Genomic DNA, 25,040 nt, shown 5'->3' on the forward strand with positions numbered 1-25,040 from the left:
TTTCTTTCTGTACTTGAATTTGCCTAAGTACTTCACCCCTTTTTTACTGTGTTTGCAATCAAGGCTTTGGGAATCAGCAGAAATGGGGATTTTCCGTTTTAGGGCTCATTCCTGAAAATGGGCCTTAAAACGGAAGCATGTATTTGGTGAACGATTGGTTTTGAATATTTTCGGCAGGGCAGTTACGCTAATTTGTCAAAAACGACAATAAACCGTAAGTTTAGCTAAGCACATTATGCAGGTGATTGCTTTTATACTCTAGTTACCCGCAATTTAAATAATAAAATTTATGACAGAAGCAGAATACAAGCCTTTTTATTTAGAATCTGTTATAGAGGTTAATGACCAATATTATATATTAGAAGGATATCCACCATATGAATTTGATGAAAACTATTTCTACGAAATTCATATTGAAGCGCCTGCAATCCATTTTAACTTTCAGGATTATGTCGACACTTTCATTTGTGCAGACATTTTGTCTTCTAGAAAATTAGAAATATATTATGGTTCTGAATACTATTCAGAAAGTTTTAGCGATGGAGAAATAGAATACAAAAATTATACCTTTAAAAAAATTAAAAAAGCATCAGAGACTGAATGGAAACCAAAGTTCCAAGATTTACAAAGGAGATATAATAAATTATTAAATGAAAAATTGCCAGCTTATGTAATCAATAAAGATAAGGTGGAGAATAATTACAGGTTTATTTATGACAATCTAGTCTCTTCTGGTAAAAATTATGGAATAAAAGATGATAGCATAGATAAACCTAGGGTTTTTATTTCGTTATATCATTTACTTTCTAGCCTATATACACAATATTATTTAGAAGAGTTAGTGAGTTCTCCTCAAACAAAAGTACTTCGCAAAGATTGGAACATAGATTTTTTAGCTTTAGAAACTAAGTTTAATAATTTACTTAAAGTTAATGTTGATGATTATGCAGTTGTTAAGAGTCAGTTTATAGAAATTTATACTGATTCTTTTAATCATATGCTAAGTAATATAAAGCATAATTATAAAGACATAGATGAAAGTCAATATATATTACTATTTGCAGATGTTATTAAAAAGCTAAAGCAAACTTGATAAAAAAAACAGCACCTAACATTGTGCAAACACCATGCTTCGGCCGACGGCCTCGCACGTTGTTTGCACGAGACCGTTAGGTCTAATTTTAAACATGAAGAAACGTTCTCGCTTTGCAGAAAAAAGAATCGGCAAAAGTAGTAGAAGAGGGAAAAACGGAATCAGCTAAAGCAGAAAGTTACCTTAGCAAAAGTTGCGGAGCGTACCTCGACTTTGACCAGCGAAAATGAAAAAGAGGAATTGACGCCGCGTTTGAGCAAAAAGAATTTATCCTCAATGCGCGCAGACCGACTTCGAAAATGCGTTTCCGGCCTGTTTTTCGGAAATAAGGGCAAAAGTAGAAATTACAACTGGAAAGCTGATTAGCGGCTATTTTCCGCAATCCAGGCAAAAAGCAGAAAGAAGAAAAGCAGTCTTCGCAGAGAAAAAACTAGACCTAACAACGCATAAACGTCACCTTGGCCGACGGCCTTCGGCGTCGTTTATACCAGGCCGTTAGGGGCAATTGAAAAAATAAAATGATGATAAAAGAATTTTTCTACAAAAAATATGGAACAGAAGTTACTGATTCCATAATGACAGCTTCTAATGAAGTTATAGTAGAATCAAAAAACTCCGACATTACAAAACACCATTTAATCAAAAAGCATCTTATAGACATCACGGTGGATTTAGACATTTCTCCTAAGCTTATCGACCAAGATGTGACCTGGGGAATGGACTTCTCAGGCTGGATTGGAAGCTATGACAGCGAAGTCGGTAAGGAATATATGATTATTGGGGCTGAACCAAGTATTAGCAGAAATTATCAACTTGTATATGGCTTTGGCAATAAGTACAATTTAAACATTGACCAAACCGCATCTTACCATTATGAAAAGGAAGATGACATTTGGAGTTACTTCACCAGATTGCTCATAAAAGAAAATGAAAGCATAAGAGACTTTTTGGAGAAATGCTATATCACAGATTTATGTCACATTGTGCCACAAGGTTGCGGAACTGTTGAATCAATCTGCAAAAAACTTAATATCACAGCTAAAGAATGGGAAACGTTCAGAACATCATTGGCTAAAAAATTCTTGTTGGAAGAAATTGAATTAGTAAAACCAAAGCTTCTTGTTTTGCACGGCAATGTCTCAAGGGACTTCTTTAAAACTCTTCTCAAGATAAAGTTTGAATCTATTGGGAAAATAAAAAACACCAAGTATTCAATTAGTAAGGCAGAGTGGAAGGGTATTCCCATTTTATCAATTCCTCATCTAAAGGGGCAAGTAAGGAACAAACTCTGGAAATGCGCAGATAAGGAAAGGTTTGAAAGCGCTAAGAATATAGTAAAATACAACTTTAATTAACTGGAAACTTTAAAAGAACAACTGCCCCTAACATTGTGTAAACACCATACTTCGGCCGACGGCCTCGTACGCTGTTTACACGAGGCCGTTAGCGGTAAGCTTAAAAATAAAAATCCCAGAAAAAATAAAAATGAAAGCGCATAAATATATTAAAAGCCACATATATTGTAAAATATTTATGCTTTGCTACTTTCTAATTCCAATTAGTTGTTCTATTAAAGAAAATTCTGCATTTACTGTTGAGAACATTCGCACAATAAACGACGGAAAGTCATATATCCAGAATACAGATAAAGTACTAAGAAAGGAGTTTGAACGGATTTGTCTATTAAAAAACAATGACTCAAAAAAAGATAAAGGCCTAATTTTAAGCGGAGATATGTCTTTATTTTATTTCGGCTACTGGACAGAGGAACTTGAAACGCTATCTTATGATGAACAAGCTGTATTAAAACAAGAGTGTAAAATTCTAAGGGATAATCTACCCGACTGTATGGAAGAGCTCATGAATGACTCAAAATTTTGCAATAAATGTTGGACTATTAATAATTAAAAAATGAACCACGAAAACCAATTTGGAGAATTAGAATTAAAAGAGAATCTACTTATGTACAACCCTAAGTCAAGGATACTCAAAATTGGAAATAAATTTACCAGAAAAGGGGGATTTACTTTAGGAACAGATACCATTGAAGTTCCTTACAGAGACATCAAAACAGTATCAATAACAAAGAAATTTATGTACCATTGGTTTCTTTACGCCTTTGGTATAATAGTTCTCATTTCAGGGTTTATGGAACAAGAAAGAACATATCAATCTGGGCTTCATGTATATGCTTACAAAGAAGCAGCCAACTTTGATGATAAAATGGGAGGCATTGCAATTGGATTAATGCTATTAACAGCGGGCTATTTCTATTCAAAAAAAGCTCTATCTAAAGCTAAAGCATTAAAATTAGTTTATGATGACGGCAGCAAGAATAAGGCTTATGTTTTTGCTTCTCAAGATGAAAATGAACTTACTAAAATAAAACAAGAAATTTTAGATAAGATAAGAGCTTACTAAAAGTAAATATTCTATGCCAGCACCTAAAATGGAAGTCCGACAATTTGTTTCTGATTCAAATAACACTTATTTAATTTACAGATATAAAGACGACGCAAATAATAATTATGAATACCAAGTTTACCAATTAGTACAAGGTAAAGAATCAGCAAGATACCTTGGTGCACCTGAACGTATTCCAGGACGGGAATCAGATTTAAACACAAGAGAGATGTGTGATTGGATATTTAAATATAAGTAGAAAAAAAAGCCTACCGCTAACACTGTATAAAAATCATGCTACGGCCGACGGCCTAGCACGTTTTTTATACTAACCGTTACATGTCACTTTAAATATAAAATATTTATTGAATGAAGGTATTAGCGACTTTAATAATCATGTGCTTCTTTCTAATATCTTGTGTAGAGAAAAAGGAAGCGCCTGATGTTCAGAAAAAAGTACCTTCAATAGATATTCTCTCTTCAGAATACAAAGACATTGACACAACTATTCAACTAGCACCGTTCAATCTGAAACCTTTCTCGGCCAAAACCTCGGTAACAGAAAAGAAGGTCATAGTTGAAAAGGCTATAAAAAGTGCGATAGGAGAAAATGCTGAGGTGTTTCTAGAGAGACCTTGCTTTAAAATTGATTCCTTAAGCCAAAGGCCAGCTAAAATTGGTAGAGGCTTAGAATGCAGGCTCTCGGATTTCCACCTTATTGACTTGGACAAGGACGGGGACTTGGACATAATATACTCCTCTGTTATCGACCAGAATATAAACACCGACACGAACTCTCTCCTAATATTCAGAAACAATGGGAACAACTTTAAGGAGTACAGCCTAAAAGGATACTTGTACAGCGCGGACTTTTCCCAAAGCAATAATGGAAAGTTAAAATTCAGAAATGCTCTTGGGCCGTGCTGCGATTACCACAACTACAATTTTTACGAAACAGAGCTAGATTTAGCTAAATGGTCGTTTAAAACAGAACACAAACTGGAAATTCATAAATCAAAAGTAACAGAGAAGTTACTTTGAGAGAAATATCTAAAAAAAAAGCTTCATGTAACAACGTGTAAACGTCAGCTTCGGCCGACAGCCTCGCCGCCGTTTACACCAGTACGTTGGCGGTCATTGCAGAAACTTTTTACCAGCTGGCAACGCAGAAAAATTATCAGCAAAGCCTTAAAAATTATCGGCAAGCTTTGCAAAATAGAATCAGCAATAGATTTAGATTACCTTAACTAAAGCCAGATAACGCCGCCCGACTTTAATCAGCAAAAGTGGCTGAAGCGGGAAAGTAGCAGAACAAGCAAAAGAGAAATTGACGTTCCGTTTGAGCAGAATTTATCGGCAATGCGTGCAGGCCGACTTCAGCAATGCGTTTTCGGCCTCTTTTTCGGAAACGGAGCCAAAAACGCACGGAAAGAATAATTATAAAATTGCGCTCGGCAAGCTGTTTTCGGGCTGTTTTTCTGAAATCAGGCCAAAAACAGAAAAAAACAATTCAGCAAGCTTAAAGAAACAACGTCCGCCAACAAGAGCTAAACGGCATCTCGGCCGACGGCCTTCGCCGTCGTTTAGCCAAGCCATTAGGTGTCATTTGTAAAGTAATACTCAGCATAAGAACCTCCTTTTCTGGCAAGGGCAGACGGCCCAGTGTTTGTCCAAATTCAAAAAACAGGGTAACTATTTACAAATCTTAGCTTTGTAGGCAGGCTTTTTCGGGCTCTATTCTGGAAATGACCACTAAACCATCTTATATGAAAAACAACTTCATCCTTATTGCAATAACTTTCCTATTATTGGCAGGGGCCGGTTGCACCGGAAAAGATGATGAACTTAGCGCAAGCCATCCTATTTTAGGGAAATGGAAGACTACCCGTATAGCCCATTCCATTGGAGGTCAGACGTATGAGAAAAGCATTGCCTACCCAGATGATGTTGTTGAGTTTACCAAGGACAAGAAGATTCTAACGTCTAGGTACGGGGTAGTCCATTCCACCGCCTTTTATCATATTAAAGGGGATAGCATTTCCATTCAGGTAATGAACAGTGGTGGTGGCGATTACAAGATTGAGAGCCTTACACAAACTACCCTCCAACTCAGGTCATCTGAGTATGCCCGCGTAATGGACACGTATTATACCAGGCTGTAGACGTTAAATAGAATAGCGTTTTCGGGCTCTATTCTGAAAATGGAGCAGAAAGGGAATCAGCTAAAGATAAGGTTTCCTCAGCAAAAATTAAAGATCGCAGCCCGACTTTAACTGACATGAGCAGCAAAAGAGAAGTTGACGTAGTGTTTGCGCAAAAAGAATATATCGCCATTGCGTACAGGTCAACTACAGGTATCCGTTTTTGCCCTCATTTCCCAAAATGAGCCCGAAAACGGAAACCACCGGGCATAAAAAAAGCTCACGCGGGGCATGAGCTTAGGTAGAATCAATAGAAGAGAACTATTCCCACTTCAATTCACCTTCAACAGCAGGTTCTGTTTCCAGGTGCTCCTGTTCTTGCTCCAGGCGTTCCAACTCGGCCAGGGCTTCCTCAGACAACAACTCACCTTTCACGTGGTTCACGGTGTCTTGCAGCGCTTCCAGGAACTTGGCGAAATCTTCTTTGTATAAGAAAATCTTGTGTTTCTCATAAGAGTAATTGTCATCCTTGAACTTACGCTTGCTCTCCGTGATGGTGAGATAGTAATCATTGGAGCGGGTTGACTTTACATCAAAGAAATAGGTGCGTTTCCCGGCTCTTACTCTCTGCGAGTAGATTTCTGCTTTGTCGTTGTTCTCTTCCACCATAACTTGAAGGTTTCCTTATGTATTTGAGGTAGCCAATTTAAAAGAACTGTTTCTAATCTAAAAATTTTTAAGATTAATTTTAATAGTTAAATTCGAATGTACTAATGTTCTGCCAGAACAAACCTCTGTGAAAAAAGCGATCTTGTTTCTTTTGCTTGGCCTTTTGCCTTTCGTAAGTCCTGCCAAAAGTGCCCCACAACGCGGAAAAGCCACTTTTTACGCCAGTAAGTATGAGGGCCGCAAAACCACCTCCGGCGAAAAATATGACCCCAATGAGCTGACCGCCGCCCACGCCTATTTGCCTTTAAACACCTATGTGCTGGTGAAAAACCTGAAAAACGGCAAGGAAGTGGTTGTCAAAATCAATGACCGCATGAGCAAACGTTCCCCGTTTATCATAGATGTGTCTAAAACTGCGGCCCAAAAACTAGACATAGTGCGGGCCGGACAAGGTCAGGTACGCCTCACCAAAATCAGCAAGAAAGCCGCCATGGCCTTCCTGCAGAAAGAAAACCAAACCACATGAGCAGAATAGACGTGGACCTGGACTCCATTAGATCCGTCACCAACCTGGAGTTGTTGGCCAAGCGGCTGGTGGAAGGTTTTATCACGGGCCTCCATAAATCGCCGTACCACGGGTTCTCAGTGGAGTTCTCAGAACACCGTCTCTACAATTCCGGCGAAAGCACCCGCCACCTGGACTGGAAAGTCTTTGCGCGCACCGAGAAACTCTTCGTGAAGCGCTACGAAGAGGAAACTAACCTGCGCTGCCAACTGCTCCTGGACGTGTCGGGCTCCATGTATTACCCCACGCACAATTACGGGAAACTGTCGTACGCCGTGCTGAGCGCCGCCGCCATGGCATCTTTATTGCAGAAACAGCGCGATGCCGTGGGGCTCATCACTTTCTCTGACACCATTGAACTGCAGACACCCATCAAGTCCACGGGCGCGCACCTGCACACCATTTTGCTGGCCCTGCAGCAGCAACTTCAGAAACCGGCCCCGCCCCAGAAAGAAACCAAGGTCGCTGACATGCTGCACCACGTGGCTCAGCAACTGCCCAAACGCTCCCTGGTGATTCTATTCTCTGATTTACTGAGCCAATACGAGCAACTGGACGAGATTTTTCTGGCCCTGCAGCACCTCCGGCACCAACGCCATGAAGTGCTCTTGTTCCATTTCACCCATGCTGAAACCGAAGAAGATTTCCATTTCCCAGACCGCCCTTTCACCTTCATAGGCCTGGAAACCGGCGAAAAACTGAAAGTGCAGCCCGCCGAGCTTCGAGCATCTTACATTGCCGCCATGAAGAATTTCAAAACCGAATTGAAGCTCCGCTGCGGCCAGTACAAAATTGATTTGGTGTCGGTGGATTTGAAGGATCCCATTGAGAAAGTGCTGCAGGCCTATCTGGTGAAACGGCAAAAGGTGCGGTAGTTTCAAACAGAACCTTGTTATCAGCGCCTTTTTCTGATTACCGCGAACCAAAATACGTTTCTGAACTGTAGGGACAGGTCGCGACCTGTCCTGAACGCTGGCTGAAGTAATAGGTCTGCTAAACGCAAAAACTGCTGTTCTTTAACTGTTATTACTTTAGATGTACCTGCGAAGCGTAGGCAACTGCAAAGGACAGGTCGCGACCTGTCCCTACAGATCAGGAATGCGTGAAGGGATTACCAAAAGTAAACCTTTACGTTGCTTTAATTGCCAAAGCACTTTGTTAAAAAACCAATTCCCGTTTTCGGGCTCATTTACAGAAATGAGCCCGAAAACGGGAATTTTAATTGTCAGCCGAAATAAAATTAAGCCGGGGCGTTGTCCAGTGACTTCCAGAGGTACCGGCAGGCGAGGGTGCGGTGCGGGCGCCAGTTCTCTGAAATTTCCAGCATGAGGGGTTTGGCCTGTTTCATGGGTTCTGAGAAACCGTACAGTTTTTTCATGGCGTTGTAAATGCCCAGGTCATCCAGCGGCATCACGTCTGGCCGGTTCAAGGTGAACATCAAGACCATTTCGGCGGTCCAGCGGCCTACACCTTTGATGTGAATCAGGCGCTGCAGCAATTCCTCGTCGGGCAAATGGGCCAGTAGTTCATCTTCCAGCAAACCTTGGGCTTTGTGTTCGGCGATGCTTTTGAGGTAGCCCGCTTTCTGGCCAGAAAGGCCCACGCTTCTGAGCACTTCGGGTTCGGTGGCCAGCAACAGTTCCGGGTTTGGGTCTTGTTTGGGAAACAGAGCCAGAAAACGGGATTTGATGGTGGCCGCCGCCTTCACAGACAGCTGCTGCGAAATAACAGAACTCAGCAGGGCGTCGTACAGAGGCCTGGCGGACAAGGTTTCCGGCAAAGGTTCTAGCTGGTTCACCAGCTTGGCCAACACGGGATCTTTCTGGAATAGCGCCGAATGTGGATTCATGTCTGAAAAGTAAGATAGCAGATAACAACCAACCCAGGCTTGATTGACCGGTCAACACAAACACCGATTCATTAGAATTCTGTACCTTGGGTCACTAGAAGCAAGTAAATGAAAATAATTGAATGTCCCCGTGATGCCATGCAAGGCATTGCTGAATTTGTGCCCACAGAACTAAAGGTCAGGTATTTGCAGTCTTTGCTGGCGGTGGGGTTTGACTCCCTGGACTTCGGCAGTTTTGTGTCGCCCAAGGCTATTCCACAGATGCGGGACACCGCCGAAGTATTGGGCCAGCTGGATTTAAGCCAAACCCAAACCAAACTGCTGGCTATTGTGGCCAACGTGCGCGGCGCGGAGCAGGCCCTGGCGCATGCCCCCATTCAGTACCTGGGCTTTCCCTTGTCTTTGTCAGAGGAATTTCAGCAGCGCAACACCAACAAATCCATAGCAGAAGCGCTCACAGAGGTTGCCCAGATGCAGGAATTAACTACCAGAGCCGGTAAGGAGTTAGTTTTGTATTTGTCCATGGGCTTCGGGAATCCGTACGGCGAGCATTGGGGCCCAGAACTGGCCGCCGAGATGACGCAGAAACTGGACGAGCTAGGCGTTACCATCATTTCGCTGTCAGATACCATCGGAGTTTCTTCGCCTACTACTATCACGCAGCTTTTCTCCACCTTGATCCCGGCCTTTCCGCACATTGAGTTCGGGGCGCATTTACATACGCACCCAACTACCTGGCAGGAGAAAGTGGAGGCGGCGTATCAAAGCGGCTGCCGGCGCATGGACGGGGCTTTGCTGGGCTACGGCGGCTGCCCCATGGCTAAAGACGACCTGGTCGGGAACATGCCCACTGAGAAAATGCTGTCTTACTTTCAGGAGAAAAACCTACCTTTGGGGCTTGATTTTAGCGCCTTGCAAACGTCTTTGCAGATAGCTTCTGAGGTGTTCCATTCGTAAAAAAATACATGCCACAGCCGGTTGTAGATATATTTATTCCTTGTTTTGTAGACCAGTTGTTTCCGGCCACCGCCTGGAACATGGTCAAGTTGCTGGAGGCTCTGGGCTGCACCGTGCGCTACAACGCCAACCAGACCTGCTGCGGCCAGCCTGCGTTCAACGCCGGTTTCCAGAAGGAGTGCCGCCAGGTGGCAGATAAGTTCCTGGAAGATTTCAGCCGCGAAGGCAGTGATTACATTGTGGCGCCGTCGGCGTCTTGCGTGGGCATGGTGCGCAATGCGTATCCAGAGATGTATGTGGCCTCGTCGCAGCTGGTGAAATACCGAACCATTGAGAAGAAAACCCTGGAACTCACTGAGTTTCTGACCGAAGTGTTGCAGGTACAGGAAATTCCGGGCGCGGCTTTAAATGCCAAAGTCACCTACCATGATTCCTGCAGCGCCCTGCGCGAATGCGGCATCAAGGAAGGTCCGCGCAAATTGTTGGGCATGGTCAAAGGCCTGCAACTGGTGGAAATGCGCGATACAGAGACCTGTTGCGGGTTTGGCGGTACGTTTGCGGCCAAGTTTGACGCCATCTCAGTGGCCATGGCCGAGCAGAAAGTGGAAAACGCCCTCAGCACCGGCGCCGAATACATTGTCTCCACGGACACCAGCTGCCTGATGCATTTGGAGGCGTACTGCCAAAAAAACAACAAACCCATAAAAGTACTGCACATGGCAGACCTATTGACCAGCGGTTGGTCTAGCTAAACTGCCGCAGAGTCTTTACCTTCGCACTCTTTGAATCCTGGTGCCGGCCCAAAACCTGGCGCGTAAGGTTGTTTTACCATTACTCTTTTTAATGTCTGTTTGCATTCTTTTTGGTGGAGCTGGATTTGTAGGGACGCACCTGGCTACGTTTCTGTTGGCCACCAAACGGTTTGACCATGTGCACATTGCAGACATTCTTCCTTCACCGTTAGCCGGGAAACCTCAGATCAGCACTTCCATAACTGATGTGCGAAATCCCATTCCACTGGACCTTACCTCAGAAAAACCGGTCTGGGTTTTCAACCTGGCGGCTATTCACCGGGAACCGGGCCATAAAGACGCGGAATACTACGAAACCAACATTGCGGGTGCAAAAAATGTGTTGGCGTACACAGAGGCTGTGGGCTGCCAGCACCTCTATTTCACCAGCAGCATTGCCGTCTATGGGCCAGCCCTGGTGCCTACCGGCGAAGAAAAAACGCCCAACCCCACCAGCGCTTACGGCATTTCCAAGTTAGAGGCAGAGCGCTTGCACCAACTTTGGCAGACAGCAGCGCCCAACCGTAAACTGGTCATATCCCGGCCCGGCGTGATCTACGGCCCCGGCGACCCCGGCAACATCATGCGCATGATCAAGGCCATCAGGCGCGGATATTTTGCGTTCCCGGGCTCCAAAGACATCCATAAATCTTATGCTTACATTTATGGTTTCCTGGACAGCATTGCTTTCTGCATGGACCGGCCGGAGCCTTTGCTGGTGTACAATTACGTAGAAACCCCCACCGAAACCATAGACCAAATTACCAGGCAGGTCAAACGCCATTTCAACAGCAAGGCGCCTATTTTGTCCTTGCCTTCGTCGGTGTTGGTGCCTATTTCTTCTTTTCTGCAGTTGGTGGCGGGGAGTAAGAATCCCATTCATCCGGTGCGTGTGAAAAAGGCCGGGACCCCAACCTACATTCTACCTTCCAAATTACTGGAGTTGGGCTTTGAGTTTAAGTATGATTTCGGGAGTTCTATCAAGCATTGGCAAGCCGTAGCCCCAGAGGATTTTATATAAAAATCCTGTTTTCGGGCTCATTTCTGAAAATGAGCCCGAAAACAGGAAGACTGTCATTCAATCCTAAAATCTTACTACAACAAAGGTGCGGCCGCCGCGGCAATGCGTTCCTTTAAACTGTCAGACGCCGGGGCCAAGGGGAGACGCACGTAGGGGTCGCAGATGCCCAGGGTGCGCAACACTTCTTTCACGCCCACCGGATTGGCTTCTTCGTACATAAGAGGGTTTATCTTGTTGAAGGACCGCTGCAAAGGACCGGCTTGGGTGAAGTTTCCTTCCAGGGCCAGCCTGGTCATGCGGCTGAACCGCTCCGGGAACGCATTGCCCAGCACTGAGATAATGCCATCGCCGCCCACAGAAATTACCGGCACGGTATGCATGTCATCGCCGCTGATCACCAAAAAACCTTCTGGTTTTTCGTCAATAAGGGCCATGTACTGCTCCATGTTGCTGCAGGCGTCTTTGGTGCCTATAATGTTAGGGTGCTGCGCTAACCGCAAGGTGGTGGCCACCGAAATATTAATACCCGTTCTACCCGGCACATTGTACATAATCACCGGTACCGGCGACGCGTCTGCAATAGCTTTGTAATGGAGGTAAATGCCTTCCTGCGAGGGTTTGTTGTAATAAGGGCACACCGAAAGCAAGGCCGTAATGCCCGTGAAATCAAGCGTTTTAATCTGGTCCAGCACCTGCTGCGTGTTGTTGGAGCCCAAGCCGTACACCAAGGGTTTGCGGCCGGCCACGCGCTGTTTGGCATAGGCCAGTAACTCTTGCTTTTCGGCGGCGGCGGTGGTCACAGATTCGCCGGTAGTGCCGTTCACCACCACGTAGTCCACGCCATTTTCCAGCACAAAATCAATCAGCCTTCCAAAGCTTTCAAAGTCAACCTGTAAATCTGCCCCAAAAGGCGTCACCAACGCGACTCCCGTCCCTTTTAATGATTGCATGGTTTGTAGGTAATTTGCTATGTGGCTCAAAGGTACGCAGAAGAGCCTAATGTCCGTTAGCCAAAGCCAGAGGTTGGGTAAACTAAATTTATTTAAAAAGCTGGTTTAAACGGAATGAAGGCAATTTTAGGAAGGAGGATTTTAAAATGGAGAGGCAGAAATCGAACAAAACTGTAGCGTTCAAGAATCCCGTTTTCGGGCTCATTTCTGAAAATGAGCCCGAAAACGGAAGTGTTCCTTTTGAGTTTTACTTGAAAACGTGAAAGTGAAATTTTGCCTTCGGATTAGAAATGTAAAAATGTTGGCCAGGAATAGGCGAGCGCTAGAGGTTCTTGCTGTCCACCCACCGCATGAAGTCTTCGCGGTAGCTGTCGCCAATGGGAATTTCCTGCTCTTTGATTTTGATTCGGCTTTTCTCAATGGCCTCAATGTGGTGCAAGGAGACAATGTAAGACCGGTGTACCCGCGCGAAATCCTGCTCGGGCAGTTTTTCCATGATTTTGCCCATGGAGAGCAGCGTGATGATTTTCTTGGCGGGCGTGTGCAGGATCACATAATCTTTGAGCCCTTCAATAAACAAAATATCCTTCAGGTTCACGCGCAGCGTTTTGTAATCGGCTTTTACAAAAATAAAATCTTCGGCGTCTGAGGAAGTAACCGGGGGAGTTGGGGCTGCCGGTACACGGGGTTGCTGCAGTTGGGCGCGTTCATAGACTTTGTTCACGGCTTTCAGGAAGCGGTCAAAAGGAATGGGCTTGAGCAGATAATCCACCGCATCTAAGGTAAAGCCGTCCAGGGCATACTGCGGATAGGCGGTGGTGAAAATGACGGCCGGTCTATGGGACAAGGACTGCACAAACTGTACACCTGTGAGTTCAGGCATCTCAATGTCCAGAAAAAGCAAGTCAACCGGCTGGCGCTGCATAACGGCCATGGCTTCTAAGGCGCTGGCGCAGGTCTGCACCAAATGGAGGAAAGGAATCTTGCTGATGTATGAACGCATGAGGTCCAGGGCAAGGGGTTCATCATCAACGGCCAGGCAAGTCAGTTGCATAGGGTATTTTATGAAAGGTGGGTTAAAACCAAACGGGCCTTGAACAGGGAATTTACTGAGGAGGTTTCCAGAGTGAAAGCACCGGGGTAGAGAAGTTCCAGCCGGCGTTGGAGGTTCTGCAAGCCAATGCCCCCATACGCAGCAGGGGTGGCATTTGGTTTGAGCGTATTGCTGGTGGAAAATACCAGTTGGCTTTGCTGCACGGCTACCAAAACGTGCATGGGCGCCGTGGTAAGCCCATGCTTGAACATGTTTTCCACCAGCGGCATCAACAACATGGGCGGCACCTGCATTCTGGAAACGTCGCCTTCTACCTCTATGGAAAGCAGTTCTGGGCTGGGCAACCGCAGTTTGTGCAGATCCAGCAGATGCTGCAAGTGCTCCACTTCCTTTTCCAAAGGCACCAGCGGCGAGTTGGTTTCATAGAGTTGGTAGCGCAGCAGCAAAGAAAGTTTCATGATGGCATCTGGCGTGCTGGGCGCATTCTGGTAAGCCAGGGAATAAATGTTGTTGAGCGTGTTGAACAGAAAATGCGGGTTTACCTGTGATTTCAGCAGTTCCAGTTCAGTGGTGGTGTGCTGGTGCTCCAGTTCTTTCCGGCGGCGTTCATTCCGCAGGTAATCGCCGGTTACTCTCAAAGACGAACTCAAGAAGATGTTCATCACCCCTGTAATGGCTAGTTGAAACATAACATAGGCAAACTCCCCAGATTGGGGGTATTTTCTGAGTTGCTCGGCCATGCTTTTGTCTACTTCGGCTAGTTTCTTCTTCTCATAGATATCAATTGGTGCTCTAACGGCAGAATACAAGGTCAGCGTGGCAATAACGGCCAGAGCGTAAAAAAGCACATTTCCTTTCGCCAACACTTTGGGTACCAGTACAAACCAGTTGAAGTAAAATAGCGCCAGGTGGAAGGTAAATGTCTGCACAACGTCCAAGACCAGCCAATGCACCGGTATTGCTTTCAGCGGACCCAAATTGAAATGGGTGAACAATGAGAAAGCCAGCAAAGCCAACCACAGCAGTACATGCAAGAGAACAGGAAGTCGTTTTTTCATGGGGCACTTACAAATCGGGTTAAAACTACACAAACCCGCAAGCTCTACAGCATGAGGCGGCAGGTTTTAGACCAACGGCCAGTTTGAGTAGATGAACGGGTTGAAAGGCATGAAAACCGGATTGGTCTAGGCCTGCGCTGGGTTGGTAGAATTTAGTTGCGGCACCGGTTTTAACCGCCTTCATTTGAGCCATCAACTCCTAGACCAGAGCTTATGCCAGAACTTCTCATCCAAACCCAGCAACTGCGCTACCACTTCGGGAAGCAGGAAATCCTGAAAGGGCTGGACCTGCAGATTCCCAAAGGAAGCATTTACGGGTTCCTGGGCCCGAACGGCGCCGGAAAAACCACTACCATCCGGTTATTGTTAGGCCTCTTGCAACCCAAAGCCGGCGAGATTGAGCTGTTTGGCAAGCCATTGAGACACAACAGGGTAGAGGTGCTGCAGAAAATAGGCGCGCTCATTGAAACCCCCAGCCTGTACAAACACCTCACCGGTACTGAGAATCTGGAAGTCATGCGCCGACTCCTGGGTTTGGAGAAGAAACGCATTGCACAGGTGCTGGAGATTGTGAAACTCACCCCCGATGCCCACCGGCCCGTCAAGCAGTATTCTTTGGGCATGTGCCAACGCCTGGGCATTGGGCTGGCCTTGCTCTCAGACCCAGAATTGCTGGTGTTAGATGAACCCACCAACGGCCTGGACCCCAGCGGTATACGTGAGATGCGGGAATTGCTCAAAGATCTCAACCAGGACCACGGCAAGACCATTTTCCTGTCCAGCCACCTGCTGTCTGAGATTGAGAAAACCGTCTCTCATTTGTCCATTCTGCATCAGGGCCACCTTCGGTTTGAAGGCACGGTAGACGAACTCAGGCAAGCGCACCTCCAGACCAAATCCATGGAGGTGGAAGTGGAGAACATGCTGCTGGCCAAAGAAGTGCTGCTCCGGTATGGGCACGCGGTGGAAATGGTAGCCGATGATAAAGTGCGTGTAACCGTGCAAGACAAACCCGAAGCCGCTGCCCTCAACCAACTCCTGGTAGAAAACGGCGTGGGGGTGACCGGTCTGGTGTTCACGCAACAAAGTCTGGAAGAAGTCTTCCTATCCATCACAGAACCGGCCAGTGCGGCCCCAGCACCTAAAGAAGTTCAACCCTTAACCTTCGCCTGATCATGTCAACTGCATTGGTAACCCTGCAACGAGGCATTTCTTCGGAAGCCCTCAAAATCAAGCGCACCTGGGCTTTCTGGCTGTCAGTGCTGGCGCCGCTCTCCATTGTGGGCATGAATTTTCTGGTCTTCTATTTCAAAGGCGATAGAATAGTAAAACCGGGGCAGGACCCCTGGGGCCTTTGGGCCGGCAATAATTTTAGCATAACGGCGCAGTTATTGGTGCCCTTGTTTCTGGCACTGATCACGGCCTTGGTCAACGGCATGGAACATAACTCGTTAGGGTGGAAGCAGTTGTATGCCGCGCCCGTGCCCCGGTGGAGCGTTTTCCTGAACAAATTTCTGCTGCTCTTGGGGCTGGTGGTGCTTACCTATGCCACTTTTTTGGTGGGGGTTTTGCTGGGAGGCTACGCCTTGGGCTACACGCGGCCGCACTTAAAGTTTCAGGACTACCACCACGTAGCCACTATTAGCCTGGCCGCCTTCCGGATTCTGGTGGCCTCCCTGTTCATCTTCACGCTGCAGTTTTACATCAGCTTTCGGTTTAAAAGCATAGCCATGGGCATTGGGTTGGGCATTTTGTTCACCTTGGCGTTTCTGGTGGCCTCCAGGTGGGAGCACATTGGGTATTACCCCTACAGCTGGCCTTCTTTTGCCGCCATGGCTTTTTATGCGCAGGAAAAGGCAGTGTTCATTCCGCAGATGTGGTACAGTCTGGGCAGTAGTTTGTTCTTGTTGCTGATAGGCGTGTGGGAGTCTATCAAGCGGCAGGTGTTTTAAGGCTCATTTCCAGAAACGAAGGCAAAAACAGAAAACCATGAAGATTTTATTAACCATACTTTTAGGAGCCCTGATTGGGTATGTGAACAGCCAGTGGGACGTGCGCGGCCAACTAGCCCTGGTGCAGCACCAGATGGAACTCAACCACGCAGGCACGTTTAAAGCGGCCACCTCAGAAACGTTGGAGGTTCCTTCTTTTAAATTCCGCTTGTTCGGCTTTTAGCAGGCTGAAGAATTTTTTCCAGATAATTTTTCAGATTTAATCTGGTTATTAAAAACAATACAACCCGCTGCAGGTTACTACTTTGTTTTGTTTAATGTTAAAGTGGATTGCTGAAAACCGGGTGTGCGGACGTCCGGTTTTCTGTTTTCGGGCTCATTTCCAGAAATGAGCCCGAAAACAGAAAATTCAGGTTAAAGCTACAGGATTTTTACGCCTGAATCAGTTGGTTGAATTCTTCTTCAGAGATGATGTTCACGCCCAATGCTGTGGCTTTCTCCAGTTTGCTTGGTCCCATTTTTTCGCCGGCCACCAGGTAAGAAAGTTTCTTGGAGATGGAGCTCACCAGTTTGCCGCCGTTCGCGATGATGGTGTCCTGCAGTTCCTCCCGGGAATAACCACTGAACACTCCCGACACCAGAAACGTGTGCCCCGCCAATTTATCAGAGAGCGGTTCTGCCACCACCAATTCGCCCAGGTCCATTTGCAGGCCGTGGGTTTTAAGGCGCTCCACCAGATGCAGGTTGGCCACATCCTGGAAATACTCCCGCACCGAAGCCGCAATTCTGGCCCCAATCTCCGGCACGGCAATCAACTCTTCCTCAGAGGCGGCCATCAAGGCGTCAACGTTCCGGAAATGCTGCGCCAGCTTCTGGGCCACCGTATTGCCCACAAATCTTATACCCAGCGCAAACAAAACGCGGTCAAACGGAGCCTCCTTTGATTTCTCCAGCGCTGCCAAGATATTGTCTACCGTGGTTTTCTGGAACGTGACCACGCGGCTTTTACCGGTTTCCTCGTTCAAAAACGTTTTCTTAAGCCCAAACAGCGTGTCATAGGTGAGGTCATACAAATGGTCTGGGCTGGTAACCATGCCGCGTTCCACCAGCAACTCAATTTTGCCTTCGCCCAGACTCATAATGTTCATGGCTTTGCGGCTGATAAAATGCTCCAGTTTGCCTTTGACCTGCGGCGGACAGCCTTTTTCATTGGGACAGTAATGGTTGGCTTCCCCTTCGGTGCGCACCAAGGGCGTTTGGCAGGCGGGGCAGGTGGTGGGGTAGACTATTGCTTGCGCGTTCTCGGGCCGGAGTTCGGTTTTCACCGCCGTGACTTTAGGGATGATTTCGCCGCCTTTCTCCACCACCACGCGGTCATGAAGCATCAGGCCCAGCCGTTCTATTTCATTGGCGTTATGCAATGAGGCGCGCTTAACCGTGGTACCGGCCAGCAGCACTGGTTTCATAATGGCCACCGGCGTCACGGCCCCGGTTCTGCCTACGTTGTACTCAATCTCCAGCAGTTCGGTCATGGCCTCAGCTGCCTTGTATTTGTAGGCCATGGCCCAGCGCGGACTTTTGGCCGTAAAGCCCAGTTCTTCCTGCTGCGCGAAGGAATTCACCTTCACCACAATCCCGTCAGTAGCAATGGGCAGTTCAAAGCGTTTGGTTTCCCATTCCTGAATAAACGCCATCACCTCCTCTATAGATCCGCACACCCGCCACGTAGGCGACACGTTCAACCCCCAGCGCTGCAAGGCCTCCAAGCCCTGTGAATGGCTCTCAAACAGCGGCGGCGTGCTCAACAAGCTGTATGCGAACATGCTGAGTCTTCGGCGGGCTACTTCTTTGGAATCCTGGAGTTTGAGCGTGCCCGAAGTGGCGTTTCTGGGGTTGGCCATCAAGGCTTCACCTATTTCCTCGCGCTCTTTGTTCAGTTCCTCAAACACGTTGAATGGCATAAACACCTCACCGCGAATTTCCACTTCAGCCGGAATGTCTTGGCCGTGCAGGTGCAACGGTATGGTTTTGATGGTGCGCACATTGGGCGTGATGTCATCGCCGCGGGTTCCGTCGCCGCGGGTGACACCGGCGGTCAAGGCTCCGTTGGTATACGTAAGACTCAGGGCCACGCCATCGAACTTCAATTCACAGACATACTCCACGGCCCCGCCAATGGCTTTCTGCACGCGGTTGTCAAATTCCCGCACCTCGTCTTCTGAGTACGTGTTGCCCAATGAGAGCATGGGGTACTTGTGCTTCACCGTCGGGAAGTTCTTGGTGATGGTGCCGCCCACCCGCTGCGTGGGCGAGTTCTCTGACCTGAATTCAGGATGCGCTTCCTCCAGTTTCTGAAGTTCCACCAGCATCTGGTCAAACTCATAATCAGACACTTCTGAGACGCTGTTCTGATAATATTGGTAATTGAGGTAATTCAGGCGGTTGGTCAGCTCTAAAATGCGGGCTTCAGGGTTCTGCTCAGGCATGGCGGGTGGTGGTTTTAACGGAAGGTAAAGATAAGGAAAAGCTTCATGTACCACCCCCAACCCCTCCTAAAACAGGAGGGGAGTTTCTACCTGTTATACGGGTATTCATTCACCCAATGAAAGTCACGGCTTACCAAGGGTAGTTTCTGCAGATCAATTCTGCGCAGCTGCATAGTCACGGAATCTTTGCCTACATGCCCAGTTAGTTTCAGCTGATTTTTATGCACCAACTGGTACCGCAACCGGCTTTTTTTGGTGGAATCTGAGGCCGAGGTCCAGGAGATTATTTTTTGCGTTGAATCCAGCTGCACCCTCAAATGGCGCACAGAGTCATTCATGGCTTGGGTAGAAAGGAACTGGTGGTGGTTCACAAACAGGTTTTTCCAGCGCACAGAATCTGTTGTAAGGGGCGGCAAGGTATCACCGTTGAATGTGAAGGTTTCCACTGTATAAGCGCCGTGCAGGGCAATTTTAGGCGCGGCATCGCCGTAAGTTTTCTGGGTGAAAAGTCGGTCGACTACGCTTTTGTAGAAGAAGAACACCAGTAAAGACACTTTCAAAATGAGCCGGGTTTTCTGCATCCAGGGCTTTTTGAAGGCGGCCGGAAGGGTAGTGGCAGGCACCGATTTGTTCAGGAAAAAGAAGGAAACCAATCGTTTTAAATCAGGTGCCGCCACAAAGAGGGCCATGGCCAACAAATGCGAAGAATACAGTTTCACAGGGACATCAAAGAAGAAATTGAGGGCCACAATGTTGGCCAACACCGCCGCAGAAAGCAGCGCCCCAAATGTGGCCGTGCGCCGAAAGAAAAGTAACACACCGCCCAACGCCTCAGCCAGGCCCGTGAAATAGTTGTAGCCCGTGGAGAACCCCATGAACTTCCAGACCAGGCCCATGGGCGAACTCCAGCCCAGCGGCTGAAACAAGGAATACGGCACCGGAAACGGAAACTGGGTTTTGATAATTTTAGAGAAACCGTAACTCACCATGGCCATGGCCAGAGAATACCGCACCAACACCATGCTCCAGTACAGCAGCTTGTCATAATTGTGGCGTTTTCTATCTAGTATTGACCAAAGGACTGTGCCTAAAATAGCTACTAAGAAGATGCCCAGCACCTGCACATAATTGTAAGTGGTGTCACCGCTGCCGTTGGGTTTCACGGTGATGGGACCGGGCAAATGGAGCACGCTTTCGGCTAGAAAATCAATGATGGGGTCCCACAAAAAGAAGAACGACTGCGTGGCAATGTAAAGGGTGAAATAGGTGGCAAAAAAACGGAACAGCAATTTCTTCCAGGGTCTCCAGAACGCCAGCGCGGGTACTTCTTGTAACATACAGAACTTAAAAAAGGGCAGAAGGTTTGGGGATTCAATATAGTAGTTTCTGTATTTAACCTGAAGAAAAATATGCTGCTAAAGTGCATGAAATGCTTTATGAATATGACCTAATCCTAAAGATTTCCGTTTTCGGGCTCATTTCTGGAAATGAGCCCGAAAACGGAAAATGGTAGCAGGAAAACTGTTGCTAAGCCAGGAAATCTGGCTGGCTGCTGCTTTCCTGCGGCAATACCTGTACCTTTACCATTCGTTTAACAGTGGAGTCACTATGTCGTTCAAAGAATTAGGGTTGTCTGGGGCGGTGGTCAAAGGCGCAACCAAGCAAGGGTATACGGTGCCTACGCCCGTGCAAAAAGAAGCCATTCCGTATGTCTTAAAAGGGAAAGATTTGCTGGGGATTGCGCAAACAGGCTCGGGCAAAACAGCGGCTTATGCCTTGCCTTTGCTGGAAAAGACCCAAACCAACCGCGCCTTTAAAAACAGACATGTGAAAGTACTGGTGCTGGTACCCACCCGTGAACTGGCTTTGCAGGTGGGCGAGGTATTCCTGGCCGTGAACGCGCACATGCCCATCCAAATAAAAACCCTGGCGGTGTTTGGCGGCGTGTCCATCAACCCCCAGATGATGAAACTGCAGGGCACCGACATTCTGGTGGCCACGCCCGGCCGCCTGCTGGATTTAGTAGACAATAAGGCCGTGCAACTGTCAGACGTGGAAACCCTGGTGCTGGACGAGGCCGACAAAATGCTGAACCTGGGCTTTGAGCAGGAACTTCGGCAGATTCTGGCGCTGCTTCCCAAGAAACGGCAGAACCTCTTGTTTTCGGCTACCCTAGACGCCAAAGTCAACGCCATTCAGGAAACCTTGCTGGACCAACCCGTATTGGTAGAAATTCAACCCGAGGACCCTTTAGAAGCTGCTCAAATAACGGAGCAAGCCTATGCCGTGCCCTCTGAAAAGAAAGGCCCCTTCTTGCGCTGGCTCATCAAAGAACAGAAAATGCCACAGGTGTTAATTTTTGTGTCGGCTACCCAACGGGCAGACCATTTGGTGACCAAGCTAGGCAACAACGGCATAAAAGCAGTGGCTTTGCACAGCGGCAAAAGCCAGGGCGCCAGAACTGAGGCCCTGGCCTTGTTCAAAAGAGGCAAGGTGACCGCGTTGGTTGCCACCGACCTAGCCGCCAGGGGCATTGACATTGAGCAATTGCCCTTTGTGATCAACTATGATTTGCCACGGTCTTCCAAAGACTACATTCACCGCATAGGCCGCACGGGTAGGGCAGGGGCCACCGGTGAAGCGCTCACTCTGGTCACCCCAGAAGATGCGCACCATTTCAAAATCATCCAGAAACAGACAAAACGCACCATTCCCATAAAGGAAATGGAGGAAATTGATTTAAAGGGATATTAGTAAATAATTAGCTTTTATAGCAAGCCGTTTTTGTGCTCATTTTCAGAAATGAGCACAAAAACGGCTTTTGCATTTCTGTATAAGTCCACAAGAAATACTATGTTTAATAAAAGAGAAAAGGCCTGAATATTTTTTCTTGATACACAATTTAACCGGTTCTTATTTTGGATTTTCCGCTGAAATGAAAGGAATAACTTTGTCTGCGTGGGACAAACCCAAATGCCGCGCCTTGTTTATTCTTCTATAAAATTGGTTAAACAAAGCCCATGTTTTTGCCTGTATTTCCAGAAACAAGCCTGAAAACAGATGGATTTAGGAATCAAAATTCTATATTGGGCAACGCGCCAATTAGGCGAAAAACTATTAAATATTGCCCCCACAATATGAATGCACTTAAAAGGAACAATGTAAAGATTATTGGCAAAGGCCAGAAGCCCATGCTGTTTGCCCACGGCTATGGCTGTGACCAGAGCATGTGGCGCTATATCACCCCGGCCTTTGAAGAAGACTACAAAATCATCTTGTTTGACCACGTTGGGTTTGGCAAGGCAGACACGTCGGCTTATGTGCTGGAAAGATATTCGTCGCTGCAGTCATACGCGGTAGACATTCTGGAGATTTGCGAAGAGCTGGAGCTGGAAAACGTCATTTTTGTGGGGCATTCGGTGAGTGCCATGATAGGCGTGCTGGCCTCGGTGCTGGAGCCAGATAGGTTCTCTAAACTGGTCTTGATTGGGCCTTCGCCCAGGTATATCAATGATGACAACTACGTGGGCGGTTTCACCCAGGAAGGCATTGACGGTCTGTTGAATTCCCTGGACAGCGATTATCTGGCCTGGTCCAATTCCATTGCGCCCGTGATTATGGGCAACCCAGACAAACCCGAATTAGGCCGGGAACTGGCCCAAAGCTTTTGCCAAAGCAATGAAACCATCGCCAAAGAGTTTGCCCGCATCACCTTTCTCTCAGACAACCGGGCAGATTTACAGAACCTTAAAGTCCCATCTCTCATTCTGCAGTGTTCAGAAGATGTGATTGCCCCTGTTGAGGTAGGCGAATACATGCACCAGCAAGTGCCCCAAAGTACCTTGGTTGTTTTAAAAGCCACCGGCCATTGCCCCAATCTTAGCGCGCCAGAGGAAACCATTGCGGCCATCAAGGCCTTTCTGTAACGTGCCTTTTGTATTAGTACAGATTAGTGAATTGTTGACATTAGAAGTGACACACGCGGTTGAATGAAGAGAAAGGAATTAAAGAAGGCAAACGGTGATGTTTATTTTGAAGCCGAACGGTCCCCGGATAATTCGTTTATCTACGTTAACTGGATTGGGATTCAGTCGTTGGAAACCATTGTGCTGGGCGGTGGATTGCTTTTGGCGATGCTGAAAGAAAAGCCATGCGTCGCCATTCTGAACAGTAACCATGAACTGATTGGTCCCTGGGAAGAAGGAGTGCCTTATCTGGCCTATAAGTGGGCGCCCGCGGCCCGCGACTTAGGTGTGGTGTATTTTGCGCACGTGCTGTCGCCGGGAATATTCGGGAAACGGTCTTTTGAGCTTTTCAAAAAACAGGTGCAGGAACTATTGCACGTCCGGTCTTTTGAAACGAAGGAAACTGCCTCTGAGTGGCTTTCCCTGCACATGGTGTAAACCTAAAAGCAATCGCCCGGCCTCCTGTAAAGACCGGGCGATTGCTTTTTAATTAGCTTGAATATTTTTTCGGAATAAGTCCTATCTGGTGAGTCAATTCTTGAAAAGGAGGATCGCTAGTTTTGCAGCGCCTGCACCGGGCTTCGTTTAGAAATCAATTCCATTCCCTTTGCTTTTTTGCCTCTCTTGGTGAAGAACTGTACTTTAACTATGCCGTGCTCTAGAGAAAAATGCTCCTCCACCTGGTACACATCGCGCAGGGGCATGCCCAGCGCATCTAAATGCACCACATACTGGTAACTGATTTTGTAGGTGTCAAAGGTACCGGCAGGCGTGGTGATTTTTTCCTGGGCAATCACTTTGCGGTCAGTGGCGGTCATGGAAACCTGGGTGATGGTGGCAGAGGCTGACCGTACCCGAACTCCTAATTTTCCATTTGGCAGGGTCATGCCTACCTGCAGGTTCTGGGGGTAGGCCACGTCTTTGCGTATGTAATCAAAGTCCTTTCCTTCAAAAGCTTTCAGGGCTTGTTCCCGCATCAGCATCATGGCGTCTAAATACAGGGTGTCGCCCACGCACCTGATGGTAAATTCCTCGGCGTTTTCGGTGCGTTTGTTATTGCCCATGCGGGTGGACTTAAAGGTGGTGATAAAGTGGCCCTTGGCGTCTGATGCCTGCTGCAGTACTTTGTTGTTGAGGGTTCCTCTGTTCTTGCCTTTGTCAGTGACCTGGTACACAAACTCCGTGTTTTTGGTCAAGCCCAGCGGGTTGGCACAATTCTGCGCCTCGGCGGGGTTCCCCGCCATACCCAAAAACAGGCACAAAAAACTCGCGATAAAGAAGTAGAAGTTAGTTTTCATAGAAAGCACCAGGAACAGCCCGGCCATAAGTTGGCATTTATACGTGAAAGGCTAGGGCAAAGATATACCCGGGTTTTTGTACTAAGGCAGGAATCAGAAACTGAGCGCATCTGCTGGCGTATTATCCTTAAAAGAGAAACAAACCCATGGAAAATACTTCTGAACCCATTGAGAAACTGTCACAACTGGCCAGCCTGTTACTGGAGAAACTCAAGGCGCAGCAAACCGACCTGAGCCTGGAATTCAACAACGTCTCCCTGCAGGGCCCGGGCCCGCAAGGCCAACCCGGTGAATGGCGCCTCAACGGTCAGTTGAACTTAAAAGCCACCTCCACCGGCCTTGATCAGAAATAAGATGGGCGCTTTTCCGTTTACTATATCAGCCAGGTTGTTGGTTACGGTGCTGGAAGACCAGGTGCAGGTGGTGGCAGACGAGAACTATGTGCTGGTTAATTTCCAGGACCACCAGGCCTTGGAGCGCGTGCTGGAAAACGTGCTGCCACCTTCCGTTGATAAATCTTCTGGAGGGTTGGTGGCTAAATTGGAGAAAGCCAACAAACTTTGTCGGCAATTGTTTGATGCTGGCATAGTGCTAGATGTGCGGGTCAACAGCAAAACTTACGTGGAACTGGGCAGCGGCACCACTCCCAGAATTACGGCGCAGGCGGTGTTTGGCAAAGTTGGTTCGTGGTTTAAACGAAAGTAAGCCACACACGTCTGCCCATCGTTTTCGGCGAGGAATAAACATGCAACCAAAAGGAGAAATTCTGCATCTTTTTAGAAAATTGG

General features: G+C 47.3%; 28 protein-coding genes. 20 read left to right on the forward strand and 8 right to left on the reverse strand.

Going from position 1 to position 25,040, the window contains the following annotated elements; translation table 11 throughout:
* Positions 1–289 precede the first annotated feature (289 nt).
* The 7 genes from IMY23_RS03200 to IMY23_RS03230 all read left to right on the forward strand — a co-directional run bounded on the left by IMY23_RS03200 (position 290) and on the right by IMY23_RS03230 (position 5,658).
* Positions 290–1,093: a hypothetical protein gene (locus IMY23_RS03200; RefSeq protein WP_192820706.1), complete on the forward strand. Its 804-nt coding sequence runs from the start codon at positions 290–292 to the stop codon at positions 1,091–1,093.
* Between the two features lie 518 nt (positions 1,094–1,611).
* On the forward strand, positions 1,612–2,448 hold the full coding sequence (locus IMY23_RS03205) for a uracil-DNA glycosylase family protein (protein ID WP_192820707.1): 837 nt from the start codon (positions 1,612–1,614) through the stop codon (positions 2,446–2,448).
* A gap of 130 nt (positions 2,449–2,578) precedes the next feature.
* On the forward strand, positions 2,579–3,001 hold the full coding sequence (locus IMY23_RS03210) for a hypothetical protein (protein ID WP_192820708.1): 423 nt from the start codon (positions 2,579–2,581) through the stop codon (positions 2,999–3,001).
* 3 nt (positions 3,002–3,004) lie between these two features.
* A complete protein-coding gene (locus IMY23_RS03215; protein ID WP_192820709.1) occupies positions 3,005–3,514 on the forward strand; it encodes a hypothetical protein in 510 nt (169 codons plus the stop codon).
* A gap of 13 nt (positions 3,515–3,527) precedes the next feature.
* Complete coding sequence (locus tag IMY23_RS03220) at positions 3,528–3,755, forward strand: hypothetical protein (RefSeq protein ID WP_192820710.1); 228 nt, start codon at positions 3,528–3,530, stop codon at positions 3,753–3,755.
* A gap of 110 nt (positions 3,756–3,865) precedes the next feature.
* Complete coding sequence (locus IMY23_RS03225; protein ID WP_192820711.1) at positions 3,866–4,537, forward strand: hypothetical protein; 672 nt, start codon at positions 3,866–3,868, stop codon at positions 4,535–4,537.
* Positions 4,538–5,262: 725 nt separating this feature from the next.
* A complete protein-coding gene (locus tag IMY23_RS03230) occupies positions 5,263–5,658 on the forward strand; it encodes a hypothetical protein (protein ID WP_192820712.1) in 396 nt (131 codons plus the stop codon).
* Positions 5,659–5,958: 300 nt separating this feature from the next.
* On the opposite strand, the gene IMY23_RS03235 is transcribed toward IMY23_RS03230, so the two are convergent.
* Positions 5,959–6,303 (reverse strand): DUF3276 family protein, encoded by a 345-nt coding sequence (locus IMY23_RS03235; RefSeq protein WP_192823670.1) that lies wholly within the window; start codon positions 6,301–6,303, stop codon positions 5,959–5,961.
* Between the two features lie 130 nt (positions 6,304–6,433).
* On the opposite strand from IMY23_RS03235, the gene IMY23_RS03240 reads away from it, so the two are divergent.
* Both IMY23_RS03240 and IMY23_RS03245 read left to right on the forward strand, forming a co-directional pair.
* Positions 6,434–6,832, forward strand: a complete 399-nt coding sequence (locus IMY23_RS03240; RefSeq protein ID WP_192820713.1) for a septal ring lytic transglycosylase RlpA family protein — start codon at positions 6,434–6,436, stop codon at positions 6,830–6,832.
* Entirely contained in the window at positions 6,829–7,746 is a 918-nt protein-coding gene (locus IMY23_RS03245) for a DUF58 domain-containing protein (RefSeq protein WP_192820714.1), read from the forward strand. The genes IMY23_RS03240 and IMY23_RS03245 overlap by 4 nt, the downstream gene beginning before the upstream one ends.
* Positions 7,747–8,111: 365 nt before the next feature.
* On the opposite strand, the gene IMY23_RS03250 is transcribed toward IMY23_RS03245, so the two are convergent.
* A complete protein-coding gene (locus IMY23_RS03250) occupies positions 8,112–8,720 on the reverse strand; it encodes a DNA-3-methyladenine glycosylase (RefSeq protein ID WP_192820715.1) in 609 nt (202 codons plus the stop codon).
* A 108-nt stretch (positions 8,721–8,828) separates the two neighbouring features.
* Between IMY23_RS03250 and IMY23_RS03255 the strand changes: the two genes are divergently transcribed.
* From IMY23_RS03255 to IMY23_RS03265, 3 genes are all read left to right on the forward strand, one after another.
* Positions 8,829–9,677, forward strand: a complete 849-nt coding sequence (locus tag IMY23_RS03255) for a hydroxymethylglutaryl-CoA lyase (RefSeq protein ID WP_192820716.1) — start codon at positions 8,829–8,831, stop codon at positions 9,675–9,677.
* Between the two features lie 8 nt (positions 9,678–9,685).
* Positions 9,686–10,429 carry a (Fe-S)-binding protein gene (locus tag IMY23_RS03260; protein WP_192820717.1) on the forward strand — a complete coding sequence of 248 codons (744 nt, stop codon included), beginning with the start codon at positions 9,686–9,688 and terminating at the stop codon, positions 10,427–10,429.
* A 91-nt stretch (positions 10,430–10,520) separates the two neighbouring features.
* Positions 10,521–11,489: an NAD(P)-dependent oxidoreductase gene (locus IMY23_RS03265; protein ID WP_192820718.1), complete on the forward strand. Its 969-nt coding sequence runs from the start codon at positions 10,521–10,523 to the stop codon at positions 11,487–11,489.
* 74 nt (positions 11,490–11,563) lie between these two features.
* Here the strand turns inward: IMY23_RS03265 and dapA are convergent, their stop codons facing one another.
* The 3 genes from dapA to IMY23_RS03280 all read right to left on the reverse strand — a co-directional run bounded on the left by dapA (position 11,564) and on the right by IMY23_RS03280 (position 14,551).
* Positions 11,564–12,439 carry a 4-hydroxy-tetrahydrodipicolinate synthase gene (dapA, locus tag IMY23_RS03270; RefSeq protein WP_192820719.1) on the reverse strand — a complete coding sequence of 292 codons (876 nt, stop codon included), beginning with the start codon at positions 12,437–12,439 and terminating at the stop codon, positions 11,564–11,566.
* 322 nt (positions 12,440–12,761) lie between these two features.
* The gene (locus IMY23_RS03275) at positions 12,762–13,493 is read right to left on the reverse strand and encodes a LytTR family DNA-binding domain-containing protein (RefSeq protein ID WP_192820720.1); all 732 of its coding nucleotides are present in this window, start codon (positions 13,491–13,493) and stop codon (positions 12,762–12,764) included.
* An 8-nt stretch (positions 13,494–13,501) separates the two neighbouring features.
* A complete protein-coding gene (locus IMY23_RS03280) occupies positions 13,502–14,551 on the reverse strand; it encodes a sensor histidine kinase (RefSeq protein ID WP_192820721.1) in 1,050 nt (349 codons plus the stop codon).
* Between the two features lie 213 nt (positions 14,552–14,764).
* Here IMY23_RS03280 and IMY23_RS03285 point away from each other — a divergent pair, with 213 nt between their 5' ends.
* The 3 genes from IMY23_RS03285 to IMY23_RS03295 are packed head-to-tail and all read left to right on the forward strand — an operon-like array spanning position 14,765 to position 16,726.
* On the forward strand, positions 14,765–15,724 hold the full coding sequence (locus IMY23_RS03285) for an ABC transporter ATP-binding protein (protein ID WP_192820722.1): 960 nt from the start codon (positions 14,765–14,767) through the stop codon (positions 15,722–15,724).
* A gap of 2 nt (positions 15,725–15,726) precedes the next feature.
* The gene (locus IMY23_RS03290; protein ID WP_192820723.1) at positions 15,727–16,503 is read left to right on the forward strand and encodes an ABC transporter permease; all 777 of its coding nucleotides are present in this window, start codon (positions 15,727–15,729) and stop codon (positions 16,501–16,503) included.
* 37 nt (positions 16,504–16,540) lie between these two features.
* Positions 16,541–16,726, forward strand: a complete 186-nt coding sequence (locus IMY23_RS03295) for a hypothetical protein (protein ID WP_192820724.1) — start codon at positions 16,541–16,543, stop codon at positions 16,724–16,726.
* Positions 16,727–16,934: 208 nt separating this feature from the next.
* Here the strand turns inward: IMY23_RS03295 and ligA are convergent, their stop codons facing one another.
* Positions 16,935–18,989, reverse strand: a complete 2,055-nt coding sequence (ligA, locus tag IMY23_RS03300) for an NAD-dependent DNA ligase LigA (protein ID WP_192820725.1) — start codon at positions 18,987–18,989, stop codon at positions 16,935–16,937.
* Positions 18,990–19,075: 86 nt separating this feature from the next.
* The gene (locus tag IMY23_RS03305) at positions 19,076–20,326 is read right to left on the reverse strand and encodes a hypothetical protein (RefSeq protein WP_192820726.1); all 1,251 of its coding nucleotides are present in this window, start codon (positions 20,324–20,326) and stop codon (positions 19,076–19,078) included.
* A gap of 271 nt (positions 20,327–20,597) precedes the next feature.
* Here IMY23_RS03305 and IMY23_RS03310 point away from each other — a divergent pair, with 271 nt between their 5' ends.
* The 3 genes from IMY23_RS03310 to IMY23_RS03320 all read left to right on the forward strand — a co-directional run bounded on the left by IMY23_RS03310 (position 20,598) and on the right by IMY23_RS03320 (position 23,392).
* Complete coding sequence (locus IMY23_RS03310) at positions 20,598–21,743, forward strand: DEAD/DEAH box helicase (RefSeq protein WP_192823671.1); 1,146 nt, start codon at positions 20,598–20,600, stop codon at positions 21,741–21,743.
* Positions 21,744–22,126: 383 nt separating this feature from the next.
* Positions 22,127–22,915, forward strand: a complete 789-nt coding sequence (locus IMY23_RS03315; RefSeq protein ID WP_192820727.1) for an alpha/beta fold hydrolase — start codon at positions 22,127–22,129, stop codon at positions 22,913–22,915.
* Positions 22,916–22,978: 63 nt separating this feature from the next.
* Entirely contained in the window at positions 22,979–23,392 is a 414-nt protein-coding gene (locus IMY23_RS03320; RefSeq protein WP_192820728.1) for a hypothetical protein, read from the forward strand.
* 116 nt (positions 23,393–23,508) lie between these two features.
* Here the strand turns inward: IMY23_RS03320 and IMY23_RS03325 are convergent, their stop codons facing one another.
* Positions 23,509–24,252, reverse strand: coding sequence for a hypothetical protein (locus IMY23_RS03325; RefSeq protein ID WP_192820729.1), 744 nt, complete (start codon positions 24,250–24,252; stop codon positions 23,509–23,511).
* Between the two features lie 146 nt (positions 24,253–24,398).
* On the opposite strand from IMY23_RS03325, the gene IMY23_RS03330 reads away from it, so the two are divergent.
* Both IMY23_RS03330 and IMY23_RS03335 read left to right on the forward strand, forming a co-directional pair.
* Positions 24,399–24,605, forward strand: coding sequence for a hypothetical protein (locus tag IMY23_RS03330; RefSeq protein ID WP_192820730.1), 207 nt, complete (start codon positions 24,399–24,401; stop codon positions 24,603–24,605).
* A complete protein-coding gene (locus IMY23_RS03335) occupies positions 24,592–24,957 on the forward strand; it encodes a hypothetical protein (RefSeq protein WP_192820731.1) in 366 nt (121 codons plus the stop codon). The genes IMY23_RS03330 and IMY23_RS03335 overlap by 14 nt, the downstream gene beginning before the upstream one ends.
* Positions 24,958–25,040: the final 83 nt, after the last annotated feature.

The sequence above is a fragment of the Rufibacter sp. LB8 genome, assembly GCF_014876185.1.
Lineage (GTDB): Bacteria > Bacteroidota > Bacteroidia > Cytophagales > Hymenobacteraceae > Nibribacter.

Excerpts from the sequence above, each read along its gene's own strand:
- IMY23_RS03230 (WP_192820712.1), top strand. The coding sequence starts at position 5,263 with ATGAAAAACAACTTCATCCTTATTGCAATAACTTTCCTATTATTGGCA.
- ligA (WP_192820725.1), bottom strand. The coding sequence starts at position 18,989 with ATGCCTGAGCAGAACCCTGAAGCCCGCATTTTAGAGCTGACCAACCGC.
- IMY23_RS03325 (WP_192820729.1), bottom strand. The coding sequence starts at position 24,252 with ATGAAAACTAACTTCTACTTCTTTATCGCGAGTTTTTTGTGCCTGTTT.
- IMY23_RS03285 (WP_192820722.1), top strand. The coding sequence starts at position 14,765 with ATGCCAGAACTTCTCATCCAAACCCAGCAACTGCGCTACCACTTCGGG.
- IMY23_RS03315 (WP_192820727.1), top strand. The coding sequence starts at position 22,127 with ATGAATGCACTTAAAAGGAACAATGTAAAGATTATTGGCAAAGGCCAG.
- IMY23_RS03280 (WP_192820721.1), bottom strand. The coding sequence starts at position 14,551 with ATGAAAAAACGACTTCCTGTTCTCTTGCATGTACTGCTGTGGTTGGCT.
- IMY23_RS03275 (WP_192820720.1), bottom strand. The coding sequence starts at position 13,493 with ATGCAACTGACTTGCCTGGCCGTTGATGATGAACCCCTTGCCCTGGAC.
- IMY23_RS03245 (WP_192820714.1), top strand. The coding sequence starts at position 6,829 with ATGAGCAGAATAGACGTGGACCTGGACTCCATTAGATCCGTCACCAAC.
- IMY23_RS03260 (WP_192820717.1), top strand. The coding sequence starts at position 9,686 with ATGCCACAGCCGGTTGTAGATATATTTATTCCTTGTTTTGTAGACCAG.
- IMY23_RS03265 (WP_192820718.1), top strand. The coding sequence starts at position 10,521 with ATGTCTGTTTGCATTCTTTTTGGTGGAGCTGGATTTGTAGGGACGCAC.
- IMY23_RS03215 (WP_192820709.1), top strand. The coding sequence starts at position 3,005 with ATGAACCACGAAAACCAATTTGGAGAATTAGAATTAAAAGAGAATCTA.
- IMY23_RS03250 (WP_192820715.1), bottom strand. The coding sequence starts at position 8,720 with ATGAATCCACATTCGGCGCTATTCCAGAAAGATCCCGTGTTGGCCAAG.
- IMY23_RS03255 (WP_192820716.1), top strand. The coding sequence starts at position 8,829 with ATGAAAATAATTGAATGTCCCCGTGATGCCATGCAAGGCATTGCTGAA.
- IMY23_RS03320 (WP_192820728.1), top strand. The coding sequence starts at position 22,979 with ATGAAGAGAAAGGAATTAAAGAAGGCAAACGGTGATGTTTATTTTGAA.
- IMY23_RS03205 (WP_192820707.1), top strand. The coding sequence starts at position 1,612 with ATGATGATAAAAGAATTTTTCTACAAAAAATATGGAACAGAAGTTACT.
- IMY23_RS03310 (WP_192823671.1), top strand. The coding sequence starts at position 20,598 with ATGTCGTTCAAAGAATTAGGGTTGTCTGGGGCGGTGGTCAAAGGCGCA.
- IMY23_RS03200 (WP_192820706.1), top strand. The coding sequence starts at position 290 with ATGACAGAAGCAGAATACAAGCCTTTTTATTTAGAATCTGTTATAGAG.
- IMY23_RS03220 (WP_192820710.1), top strand. The coding sequence starts at position 3,528 with ATGCCAGCACCTAAAATGGAAGTCCGACAATTTGTTTCTGATTCAAAT.
- IMY23_RS03330 (WP_192820730.1), top strand. The coding sequence starts at position 24,399 with ATGGAAAATACTTCTGAACCCATTGAGAAACTGTCACAACTGGCCAGC.
- IMY23_RS03295 (WP_192820724.1), top strand. The coding sequence starts at position 16,541 with ATGAAGATTTTATTAACCATACTTTTAGGAGCCCTGATTGGGTATGTG.
- IMY23_RS03225 (WP_192820711.1), top strand. The coding sequence starts at position 3,866 with ATGAAGGTATTAGCGACTTTAATAATCATGTGCTTCTTTCTAATATCT.
- IMY23_RS03290 (WP_192820723.1), top strand. The coding sequence starts at position 15,727 with ATGTCAACTGCATTGGTAACCCTGCAACGAGGCATTTCTTCGGAAGCC.
- dapA (WP_192820719.1), bottom strand. The coding sequence starts at position 12,439 with ATGCAATCATTAAAAGGGACGGGAGTCGCGTTGGTGACGCCTTTTGGG.
- IMY23_RS03210 (WP_192820708.1), top strand. The coding sequence starts at position 2,579 with ATGAAAGCGCATAAATATATTAAAAGCCACATATATTGTAAAATATTT.
- IMY23_RS03305 (WP_192820726.1), bottom strand. The coding sequence starts at position 20,326 with ATGTTACAAGAAGTACCCGCGCTGGCGTTCTGGAGACCCTGGAAGAAA.